Below are 11,323 nucleotides of genomic sequence, written 5' to 3'. Positions count from 1 at the left end.
TATAAAAAATGATGGCCTTAGCTTAATTATAATTTAACTGTGAGGGGGGTCAAATTTCAGTGTAAAAGGGGGTCAATTTTGCTTGACAATCTACAATAGTAGCTTCCTAGACTCCACCATTAAAAGACTAAAAACCGAAAAGAAAATCTATATAGAAAAAGATGTTATAAAACTCACCCCAGAAGGCAGAGAATATGCGATAACCAGCTACGAGGAAATAGCGGGTAATTGAGAATTTAAAATTTACAATTGAGAATGAAGGTGGAAACTCACTGAGTTTCTTTAAAATAATATAAAACAAAAAACTCCCAGAGGAGTTTTTTGTTTTGAAGTAAATTAAACAGTTTTTCTGATGCTTTCTCAGAAAAACTATCCTTCATTTTACACTCTAAATTCTTAATTCTAAATTGTTTTACATCTGAAGCATTTCTTAACATGATCATTAACTATACCTGTGGCTTGTAGATGGGAGTATACTATTACTGGTCCTAGAAACTTAAAACCTCTCTTTTTAAGATCTTTACTTATAGTTTCCGACAATTCAGTAGTTGCTGGTACTTCTGATTCATCATTCCATTCATTAAGCACAGGTTTGTTATCCACAAAGCTCCATATGTAATTGCAGAAACTCCCCCATTCCTTTTGTATTTCAATAAACCTTTTAGCATTATTTATAGAAGCTCTTATCTTTCTTTCATTTCTAATAATCCCTTGAAAATTCATTAGCTCCTTAACCTTATCTTCATCAAAGGCTGCTACCTTGTTCACATCAAAATCCTCATAAGCTTCCCTATATCCTTCTCTTTTTCTCAATATAGTTAACCAACTAAGGCCAGCTTGAGCTGATTCTAAAACAAGAAATTCAAACTGCTTTTTATCATCATAGACTGGAACTCCCCACTCTTCATCATGATACTTTACATATATATCTATATCTTTACACCAAGAACATCTAATCATAATTCCTCCTAATTGTGAATTTAAATTTCTTCTTGCTCTATCATCCTTTTTAGTGCTTCTAAATCGCTTTTGTATTTACTGTTCTTATTTCCGTTTTCATCTAGGGTTTTAGTGATTAGTGCAAGCTTTATTTCTGGATATAAGTCTTCGTTGCTTTCTAGAAAATCGTAACAGGCTTTTAAAGTATTTCCTTGCTTTAGTGCTTTTTCATAATTTTTGTAGCTGTTTAATATTTCTATGTTAAACTGTGTGTTTTCTATTTTAACTGCTTTTCCCATGATTTCTACCGCTTTATTAACATCTGTAAATAAAAATACTTGTGATAGATTGATATAAGCTGCAGAATTATTTGGCTCTAATTCAATAAGCTTTTCAAAGTCCTGCTGCGCTTTCTTATAGTCTTTACAAATTAATGCTACTAAGGCTCTTCTATTTATTGCTAGGGTATTATTGGGTTCTAGCTGAACTGCCTTTTCGCTTAATTCCAAAGACTTTTTATAATCTTCTTCTTGTGAGTACATCATAGATAATCCTATATAAGCCTTTACATTATTAGGATAGTTACTTATATATTTTTCTATTCCTTCTTTTCTTAACTGATATTTTTCTTCAACATTTTCATATATATTTGTTTTTAACCGTAGCTTATATCCTTTCCAGTTAACATCATCTTTCTTTTTATCCTGAGCAAGTTTTATTATTTCTTCCTCAAAAGCCTCTATAGTAATGCCTACCGCCTCTTTAAATCCCTCTTCAAAGCCTTTTTCTATGGTTTTCATCAAAATATCTCTTATTATCCCCTCACCCTTTGTAGCACATAAGTAAAATATAGATGAATAAGCTTGGCCATATATATCTTCTTCTGGATTAAAAGCCTTTACCCATTGATCTTCTCTAGTGATTTCTTTGAAAGGTATTATCTTCTCTGGTAGTGCTATATATGAAGTGGGCGATGCGTAAGCAAAATATTCAGCAACCCCTTCATTAAACCACATAAAACCACATAGGAATACTTCTAACAGAAACATTTTTATCTTTAAATAACATGTCTAAATAGTAATGGGTATATTCATGCCTTATTAACCTTTCAAAATCATAAGCTGAAGAAGCTAAAATATCCTCATAAGCATCTAAAATCACTGTGCTTATCTCATTAGTAAATATATTAGTTCTATACAAAGCTTTATAATCAATATTTTTAGGTATATAGGACTTGTGCATTTTTTCATCGTATTGTAATTTTATATTTACATTTCTGAGAGCTATTGGAGATAATACAGTTTCGCAATCTTTTTGTATATTATCAATATAGTATTTAACTAAGTCTATACCACCTTCTGCTGCACTAGTATACATTAAATTAGCATTTTTATACTTTTCATTTATAAAAGCTTTATTATATTTACTTTTATCCTTCCATTGAGAGTAAACAGAGTGCAGAGTAACATCTTCCTCTATATCTTTTTCCATCACCGGTTCTTTCAATTGGATAAAAACTATACTTGATAGAAAAATTATCGTATTACTTACCATTAGAAATACTGCTGCTATCAAAAGGGTTACTGCAGAGCCAATACCCTGAAAACACAATAGTTTTCTTTTTCGCATTACCATTCCCCTGATAACAATAACAAACAAATATACTAAAAGTCCCATAAATACTGCAAATACATAAATCATCTTCTTATAATCTAAGAAAAAAATCGAAGCAATAAAGGCTACGGTGCCTAAAATTATAAACAAAACAGTCATTACCACATACTTCAACGCCCTCATAAAACATCCTCTTTTTAATATATATTATTATTAAGAAACTCCCTGAGTTTCACCCTCTATATTTTAAACTTTTTCTGGTGCTTTTCCAGAAAAAGTTTCCTTCATTCTAAATTCTAAATTTTAAATTCTAAATTCACATAGTTAGATGTCATTGCTGCCAGCAAACAACCATAGTTCATATGAAATTCTACTATGTCTCCAACTTTGTACTCTTTACCGCATTTTGTTAAATCTAATAATAAATGATCGCTGCTAGCTCCTAGTATCTCTATTTTACTATCTAAAGGTGTAAGACCTTCTAGTAGAATGTCCTGTTTTCCTAGGGCTATTATGGCTCTTTGCATAAGCCCTTTATCTTGGAAGCTTGGCTTATTTCCGAAGGCATCCACTCCTATTCTCCCTTTAGGAAGGGAAGGCTTTTCTTTTAACTCTATTATTTCCCCTTTCAGAATAATGGAGTCATTATATAAATTATTCAAGTCTTTTTCAAAGGCGGTTTCTCTGCCTAACACCAGTGCTTCCCCTATTCTTAGCTGGTTTACGCCTTTTGGTATGGTATGGTTTACCACCATGTAAAAGCTACTGGAGTTGCCACCAGAAACTATAGGGAGCTTTATATTAAATTCCTCTTCTATTTTGTTTTTTAGATTTACAAGTTCCGTTAAATTGTTTTCCTCAGGAATTACCCCGCCGTAGCAGGTAAGGTTTGTACCTAATCCTATAAGCTTGATATTAGGGAGTTTTATTATCTCTTTTACCGTATCTAATACATCCTGGGGCAACACCCCTTCTCTTAAATCCCCTAAATCTATCATAAGGATTATTTCATGGAGTTTATTATGGTTAAGGGCGCAGTGGGACAATTCTTTTATAACTTCCAGTTCTGAATTTAAACTGATATCTGCATACTGTACTACACTATCCGCCTCACTTTTCATGGGAATGCGCACCAGGAGTTTTTTGCAATTTATTTGTTTTAACTTCATAAGATTTTTAATTCTAGAATCTCCCACAGTGTTGATACCTTCATTTACTATGGTTTTAACTATAGTTTCATTGGCACAAAATACTTTAGTTACTATTACGGGTTCTACTCCATTTTCATGGCATAACTTAATTATTTCTCTGGTATTATGAGCTAATTTTTTAAGATCAATGTCTAAACATGGATAAGCTTTACTCAAATCCTCACCCCCTAAAATTATAAGTGATAATTGTCTATTTAAACCTATTACACCTTAAAATTATATTTAGGAAATGTATACTATTATTCTAAGGTTTTATAATTTAATTTTAACAGAGGTTAATATTATGTGCAAATTTCAAATATTCTGTTAATTATAGCGTTAGTTGTCACTTTTCATGCTTATAGTGTGATATAATACACATAAACACATTGATGTTATTATTAAGGAATTTAAAATCAACATTTTTATCTAATTCGCTATTATATATGAAATTCTCGCCTAATTTATTGTTAATTTTATATTAAATCAGTTGATTAAATCACCGTAGACTGTAATTTATACTCCAATATATTTAAAACTATATTGGTTTTTAATTACTTGCAGTATATAGTGTTTTTTTTATACAAATATATTATCTTTTGTAAGCTTATTGAAAGGAGAAGGATTTTTATGAAAAACACAGCTATAGTTTATTGCGAAGGGTTGTTTGGTGAAATTGATGGTAAAGTAGCCAATGGTCTTGTGCGTTATTCAGAAAAATACCACATATTAGCAATAATAGACAGTACAAAATCAGGTAAGGATAGCGGTATGGTATTAGATGGGGTTAAGAATAACATACCTATATTTAAGAATACTAAGGAAGCATTAAAAATATTAGATACTGTTCCTGAATATTTCATTATAGGCCTTGCACCCTCAGAATCATATCTACCTGATTTCATAGTAAAAGCAGTTAAGGAAGCTATGAAAGCAGGAATGGATATAGTAAATGGGCTTCCTATATTTTTTAATGATAATAAAGAATTGGTAAGGTGCTCAGAAAAATATAATGTAAAAATACATGATATAAGAAAGCCTAAGCCATTAAATGAGCTAAATTTGTTTACAGGGAGGATTGAAAAGGTTATCTGTCCTGTAATAGCCATCTTAGGATTAGATTGCGCCGCAGGAAAAAGGACAACCCTAATGGAGATTGTTCGAGACTTAAGAAAAATGGGTATTAACACCGCTTATATAGCTACTGGTCAAACAGGAGTTTTACAGGGAGCTAAATATGGAGTACCTATAGATGTTATAAATTCTCAATATGTGGTGGGGGAAATTGAAGCTGCAGTAGTATCTGCCTTTGAAAATGAAAAACCTGATTTAATACTGGTAGAAGGTCAAAGTTCATTAAGCCATCCCGCTTATTTATCTTCTTATGGTATTATTAAAGGGGCAAATCCAGATGCCTTCATAATTCAACACGTACCAAAGAGAAAAATAAGGGTAGACTTTCCATTCTTAGAAGTCCCCTCATTAAAAAGCGAAATAGACCTTATAGAATATCTATCTAAAAAACCTGTTATAGGAATAACCATAAATCACGAAAACATATCCAAGCTTGAAATTGATAAGGTCATAAAAGATTGCGAAAAACAATTTAAAATTCCCACTACAGACATATTAAAATATGGTACCAATAAAATAATAGATGAGATTTTAAGGCTTTTCCCTGACGTAACTAAGAATACAGCTTCCTAATAAAATTTTTGAGTTTAATCAATAAATTTCAATAAAAGATTTAGTAGGATAATTTAAATAATCATCCTCTCTAAATCTTTTATTTCTATGTAATAACGCCACTCCATATGTCATATTTCAATATGTTCAATGGACATAAGTTCTTTTCCTTCAAATACTAATTTATACACGTCAGGCATTTTTAAGTTTAACCAAAAATTATAATCACAGTTACTATCATAATAATTTATCATAGCAGCTAAAATAGTACCATGGGTGCTAATGACCATATTTTCTCCTTTATATTTACTTAAAAGCATACGAACAGCTGTTATACCTCTCATTTTTACTTCATTTAGTGACTCTCCTTGGTGAAGGCAATACTCAAAGTCTTCCCACTGACTTTTAGTAAAGAAATAAAAATCCTTTATGTATCCGCTAGTTATCTTCCTTTCCCTAAAATCATCTATTATTTCTATATCCAGCCCCCTTTCTTCCGCTATACCTTTTACAGTGTCCACAGCTCTTAAATAGGGACTAGAAATCACTTTGCTTATATTATAACTTTTAAGTCTTTCTGTAAGTATTCTTGCATCTTTTTTACCTTTTTCTGATAGACCTCTTCTATTTTCATTGGGTATAAAACTTATCTCTGCATGTCTAATTAAATAAATTGTGGTGCTCATCCATTTTCCTCGATTCTACTTTAAACTGGACTTCATATAATTTACTTATGATTATAAAATATGTCTTTTTTAATTAGTTTACAAAAATCCTTAAATAATTTCTTATCATCTATTTTAGAAACTGACTGCCAATTTTTTATTAACAATATTACTGCAAATATTTCAAATGCTGTTATATAAATATCTTTTAGATCAAAAATGAATAGTCCATATAAATATACGTAATCTAAACTTCCATTCCAAAAAACCTTATCTATTAAAGAACAAATAGCTCCTGAAAATATTAGAATCTTCAATACCTCTACTCCTGTATTAGTATTGTAATGAGTATAAATATACTTAAATAAATAATAAACTAGAAAAATCATAATAAGAACCAATAATATATGAAAAGCTTTACCGCCTCCAAAACTAAACATAGAGTTAAACCAAGAATACTTATCATTCAACTTTGGCTTAAAATACAATAGTTTAGGTATAATGGTTTTCTCCGTTCCATAATAACCTTTCACCATAAGTTTAATGCCTTGATCTAATACAATTAATACCATTACCTTAATTAGGGAGTTTATATCTAAAACTTTTCTTCGCATTTATACCTCCTGAAGTCTATAATTAATAATTTTACCCATTATTATTTTACCCTATAAATTAACAAATTGTAACTAAAATTACTAATACCAAAAAATGTAACTACCCCTGGGGTGCTGACATATAATGTCAGCACCCCAGGGTCAGTTACATTTTTTACCATATTATTTTCTTGATCCCGGCTTTATATAAGGGATTCCTTGTTTACACATAGGGCATTGGGATTGGTCATAACTTTCTATATGAAGCTTTACCGCCCCATATACAGGAAGCTCTACTTTATCAATACTTCTATCTACTATGCAGCATATTCCTATTACTTCAGCACCATAGCTTTTTAATACCTCTGCAGTTTCTAAGGAAGACTTCCCTGTGGTAACCACATCCTCTGCTATGAGTATTTTTTGTCCTTTTTTAATTTCAAAGCCTCTTCTTAAGGTCATTACTCCATTTTCTCTTTCTGTAAATATGGCCGGTTTACCTATTTGTCTACCTAGTTCATAAGCCACTATTATTCCTCCCATGGCAGGCCCCACTATAATATCAAAATCTAAATCCTTAATCTTATGCTTTACCACTTTCAACACGTGTTCTGCTTTATCTGGATATTGAAGGAGTTTGGCACATTGACAGTATCTATTACTATGCCTTCCTGAGGATAGCAAAAAGTGTCCTTCTAAAAGTGCATCACACTGTTTTAATATTTCAATAACATTTATATTTTCCATAACTTGTCCCTCCTATTTTCAAAGGTTCATTTTCTACCTTTTATTTTTTTGTTTCTTTTTTCATAGTTCACTTTACACTACCTCTTAATCTCAATTCCCCTTAAGGGTTTCTAGATTATTCCTGTTATTTCTTTTATATCTTTAATATTTTCTTTTATTAGGTACTCTTCAATGCCATCTATAATATCTAGGCATACCCTTGGATTAATAAAGTTTGCTGTGCCTACCTGTATAGCACTGGCTCCTGCCATAATGAACTCTATGGCATCCTGCCAGGTACTTATGCCGCCCATGCCTACTATAGGAACCTTTACTGCTTTATATGCTTCATATACCATCCTCAAGGCTATGGGCTTTATAGCTGGACCTGAAAGCCCTGCAGTGACATTATTAAAAACAGGCTTTCTTTTATTTATATCTATAGCCATTGCTTTAAAGGTATTTACCAAGGAAAGAGCATCTGCTCCTGCTTCACAGCACTTATATGCCATGTTTACAATATCTTCAGCATTAGGAGATAACTTAACCATAAGCGGTTTTTTACATATCTTCTTAACTTCAGCTACCACCTCATAGGCCACCATAGATTTAATTCCAAAAGCCATGCCTCCTGATTTTACATTAGGACAAGATATATTTAGTTCTATCATATCCACATCACTATGGCTTAATTTTTCAGCCCCTATAATATAGTCCTCCAAGGTCCCCCCTCCTAGGTTTGCAATTATTACCGTATCAAGTTTTTTCATCTTTGGAAGCTCTGATTCAACGAATTTATCCACTCCTGGATTTTGAAGCCCTACACTATTTAATATACCCGCTCTGGTTTCAAAAATCCTAATTCCATCATTTCCTTCTCTTTTATTTAAAGTAAGCCCTTTTGAAGATATACCTCCAAGCTTTGATACATCATAAAAATCATTATATTCTTCTCCAAAGCCAAAGGTACCGGAGGCTGCTATTACAGGGTTTTTAAAATCAACTCCACATATATTCACATGTAGCATGTACATCTCCACCTATCATTACTTAATAGTTTATATTACTAAATCTTCCCCAGGAAATACCGGTCCATCCTTACAGCTTTTCTTATTTCCATCCTTGGTTTTACAAGTGCATACCAGGCATGCCCCTACTCCGCAAGCCATTCTTTTTTCCGTAGACACTAAAACTTTTACCCCTTGTTCTTTGCATATAGTAATAACCTTGTTCATCATTATTTCCGGCCCGCAGCATAAAACCATATCATACCTCTTTAGATCCAAGCCCTCTGTAACATATCCTTTTTCCCCTAAACTTCCATCCTCTGTAGATATATACACATTATTCAAATTCTTTCTCATCTCTTCCACTGCGTATACTTCACTTCTAAATCCCCCATAAAGATCCACAGATTCTACATTAATATTTTCTTTTAGCTTTTCTGCTACATAGTTAAAGGGAGCGATACCTATGCCTCCAGCTACTATAGCTACCTGTCCCTTCAGGGCTTCAGTGTGAAAGCCATTACCTAGAGGTCCTGTAAGTTTAATATCATCACCAGTTTTTAAGGACTTTAATTTTTCTGTTCCTTCACCGCACACTTGGTATAAGAAATATAGTTTATCCTTTTCCAGCTTATGAACGCTTAAAGGTCTTGAAAGTAACGGTTCCTTATCCCAAGCTCGCACCATATAAAACTGCCCTGGCTTAGCAGAAAATTCTCCTTCCACCGCTAATCTAAATATGCCCTTAGCAATTTCTTTATTTTCCGCTACTTTAGAAATTTTATATTCTACTTTGTTCAAAGCTTATCCTCCCCCATTTTTAAATATTGCCATTAAATATATTTCTTTATGTCATCTCTCATTCTTACAGCTTCTTCTCTGGCATATTCATCAAAGTGTTTAGTTCCATCTTCATGTTTTTTATAGGCTAAGAGTATGCCTCTAGAGGAATTAACCACTCCCCCATTGCCCTGTTTTAGGTAAAGTGCTACATCTTCTGCCTTTCCACCTTGAGCCCCATAACCAGGTATTAAGAAAAACATACTATCCAATTCTTTTCTAAGTTTTACTGCTTCTTCAGTATGAGTACATCCAACTACTCCCCCTAAAGAGCTATATCCACAGTTTCCTAAAAACTCCTTGCCTTTTTCCACAATCTTTTCTCCAGTAAGCTCATATACCTTTTTCCCTTCTTGGCTTTCAATATATTGAATATCCTCTGCTCCTGGATTTGAAGTTCTTATTAGAAGAAATAGCCCTTTTTCTTTATTTTTTACATAGGGAAGATAAGGTTCTATACTGTCTAAACCCATATACGGGCTTAAGGTTATAAAATCACTTTCAAAATCCCCTTGGAAATGCGCCTTTGCATACATCTCTGCAGTTTTGGCTATATCTCCCCTTTTTATATCTGCTATAACTATTCCATGCCTTTCTTTAATATAATCTAAGGTCTTTTTATATACTTTAAGCCCTTTTAGTCCTAGAGCTTCGTAATAAGCTATCTGCACCTTAAAGCAGGCTGCCACATCCAAGGTAGAATCTATAATTCTTTTATTAAAGTTAAGCAGTGCATCCTCTTCATCATGAAAACTCTTAGCAAATTCATTAGGTATATAGCTCATATCAGTATCTAAGCCTACACATACATGTCCTTTTTCCGCTACACTTTTAAACAACTTATCTATTATCATCGCTATCCCCCTCCTCTTGAAATACTACCTTTCCACCTTTTATGGTAGTAGTTACTTGTCCATATACCCTTTTATTATCAAAAGGAGTGTTTTTACCTTTAGAGTGAAATTTATTAGAATCTATAACATATTCTTTATTTAAATCTACTAGTACCAAATCTCCATCAAAACCTATGTTTATTTGCCCTTTATTAAATCCCACTATTTCTGCAGTATTTTTAGACATAATTTCAGAAAGCTTATTTAAACTTATATGCCCTTTTTTAACTAATTCTGTGTAACATATAGAAAAGGAGGTTTCTATTCCAGATAACCCTGGTGCTCCCTTTTCTTTATCCTCTTTAGTATGAGGAGCATGGTCAGTACCAATAGCATCCACATATCCTTCTTTTATAGCCTTTATAAGATACTGCCTATCTTCTTCCATTCTTATAGGAGGATTAACTCTATAGTCATTTTCATCCTTAGTTAAAGCTATGTGATGGGGCGTTACCTCTAAGGTAACCTTGTGTCCCTTTTTCTTAGCTTCAATACAGTAGTCTATGGACTCTTTTGTGCTTACATGAGCCATATGAACCTTACATCCAGTATATTCAGCTAAGGTTATATTTCTCCAGGTCATCATGTTTTCTGCAAGTCTCATGTCTACATTTGAAAGATCATGATCTTCGCAATGACACATCACTGTAATGTCTTTTTTCTTAGCTTTAATCATGGCATCCATCATAACTTTAACATTCATAACATCTTTACCATCTTCAGATATTATTTTTACCTTACTAGACAAGTTATCTATATGATTTATATCCTTGCCATTAAAATCGTAGGTTATAGAAGCACACTGATGGATATCCACAAGACCTATGGTTTTCCCTTTATTTATTACATAATCCACAGTTTCCATGGTACTACATACTGGATTAGTGTTTGCCATTAAGTTAACCCCAGTATATCCCCCTCTCACTGCTGCTCTGCAACCTGATAGTATATCTTCCTTATAAGTATACCCAGGCTCTCTAAAATGGCTGTGGGTATCTATAAAGGAAGGCATAAGAACCCTTCCCTTACCATTAACAACCTCACAGCTTTTGTTTAAATTCTTACCTATTTCTACTATTATTCCATCTTCTATATAAACATCTCCCACAAAGTCCTGTGAGAAATCTACTACTCTTGCGCCTTTAATTAATAAGTTCATTTATAATGTAC

At 32.6% G+C, this 11,323-nt stretch carries 13 protein-coding genes; 2 read left to right on the top strand and 11 right to left on the bottom strand.

Annotated elements, in window-relative coordinates:
- Nucleotides 1–82 precede the first annotated feature (82 nt).
- Nucleotides 83–232, top strand: a complete 150-nt coding sequence (locus BUA82_RS20860; protein ID WP_178140782.1) for a hypothetical protein — start codon at nucleotides 83–85, stop codon at nucleotides 230–232.
- A gap of 170 nt (nucleotides 233–402) precedes the next feature.
- Here BUA82_RS20860 and BUA82_RS18245 read toward each other — a convergent pair whose 3' ends face one another.
- The 4 genes from BUA82_RS18245 to orr form a co-directional block, all read right to left on the bottom strand.
- Nucleotides 403–960, bottom strand: coding sequence for a DNA-3-methyladenine glycosylase I (locus tag BUA82_RS18245; protein ID WP_073011881.1), 558 nt, complete (start codon nucleotides 958–960; stop codon nucleotides 403–405).
- Between the two features lie 20 nt (nucleotides 961–980).
- On the bottom strand, nucleotides 981–1,955 hold the full coding sequence (locus BUA82_RS18240; protein ID WP_073011876.1) for a tetratricopeptide repeat protein: 975 nt from the start codon (nucleotides 1,953–1,955) through the stop codon (nucleotides 981–983).
- Complete coding sequence (locus tag BUA82_RS18235; protein ID WP_073011872.1) at nucleotides 1,945–2,736, bottom strand: hypothetical protein; 792 nt, start codon at nucleotides 2,734–2,736, stop codon at nucleotides 1,945–1,947. Before BUA82_RS18235 ends, BUA82_RS18240 begins: the two co-directional genes overlap by 11 nt.
- Nucleotides 2,737–2,849: 113 nt before the next feature.
- Nucleotides 2,850–3,920, bottom strand: a complete 1,071-nt coding sequence (orr, locus tag BUA82_RS18230) for an ornithine racemase Orr (protein WP_073011868.1) — start codon at nucleotides 3,918–3,920, stop codon at nucleotides 2,850–2,852.
- A gap of 453 nt (nucleotides 3,921–4,373) precedes the next feature.
- Between orr and BUA82_RS18225 the strand changes: the two genes are divergently transcribed.
- The gene (locus tag BUA82_RS18225; protein WP_073011865.1) at nucleotides 4,374–5,450 is read left to right on the top strand and encodes an N-acetyltransferase DgcN family protein; all 1,077 of its coding nucleotides are present in this window, start codon (nucleotides 4,374–4,376) and stop codon (nucleotides 5,448–5,450) included.
- Between the two features lie 110 nt (nucleotides 5,451–5,560).
- On the opposite strand, the gene BUA82_RS18220 is transcribed toward BUA82_RS18225, so the two are convergent.
- The 7 genes from BUA82_RS18220 to BUA82_RS18190 all read right to left on the bottom strand — a co-directional run bounded on the left by BUA82_RS18220 (nucleotide 5,561) and on the right by BUA82_RS18190 (nucleotide 11,312).
- Entirely contained in the window at nucleotides 5,561–6,115 is a 555-nt protein-coding gene (locus tag BUA82_RS18220; RefSeq protein WP_073011862.1) for a histidine phosphatase family protein, read from the bottom strand.
- A gap of 41 nt (nucleotides 6,116–6,156) precedes the next feature.
- Complete coding sequence (locus BUA82_RS18215; protein ID WP_073011857.1) at nucleotides 6,157–6,708, bottom strand: signal peptidase II; 552 nt, start codon at nucleotides 6,706–6,708, stop codon at nucleotides 6,157–6,159.
- 162 nt (nucleotides 6,709–6,870) lie between these two features.
- Nucleotides 6,871–7,434, bottom strand: a complete 564-nt coding sequence (gene pyrE / locus BUA82_RS18210; RefSeq protein ID WP_073011854.1) for an orotate phosphoribosyltransferase — start codon at nucleotides 7,432–7,434, stop codon at nucleotides 6,871–6,873.
- A 110-nt stretch (nucleotides 7,435–7,544) separates the two neighbouring features.
- Nucleotides 7,545–8,441: a dihydroorotate dehydrogenase gene (locus BUA82_RS18205; protein WP_073011851.1), complete on the bottom strand. Its 897-nt coding sequence runs from the start codon at nucleotides 8,439–8,441 to the stop codon at nucleotides 7,545–7,547.
- 30 nt (nucleotides 8,442–8,471) lie between these two features.
- Complete coding sequence (locus BUA82_RS18200) at nucleotides 8,472–9,221, bottom strand: dihydroorotate dehydrogenase electron transfer subunit (protein WP_073011843.1); 750 nt, start codon at nucleotides 9,219–9,221, stop codon at nucleotides 8,472–8,474.
- A 32-nt stretch (nucleotides 9,222–9,253) separates the two neighbouring features.
- Nucleotides 9,254–10,114 (bottom strand): orotidine-5'-phosphate decarboxylase, encoded by an 861-nt coding sequence (gene pyrF, locus BUA82_RS18195; protein WP_073011839.1) that lies wholly within the window; start codon nucleotides 10,112–10,114, stop codon nucleotides 9,254–9,256.
- Entirely contained in the window at nucleotides 10,101–11,312 is a 1,212-nt protein-coding gene (locus tag BUA82_RS18190) for a dihydroorotase (RefSeq protein ID WP_073011837.1), read from the bottom strand. The genes pyrF and BUA82_RS18190 overlap by 14 nt, the downstream gene beginning before the upstream one ends.
- Between the last annotated feature and the right edge of the window lie 11 nt (nucleotides 11,313–11,323).

The sequence above is a fragment of the Clostridium amylolyticum genome (assembly GCF_900142075.1).
In the GTDB taxonomy this organism is placed as follows: domain Bacteria; phylum Bacillota; class Clostridia; order Clostridiales; family Clostridiaceae; genus Clostridium_AA; species Clostridium_AA amylolyticum.
Note: the sequence above shows the minus strand (reverse complement) of the source record. Positions and strands in the feature narration are given on the sequence as shown.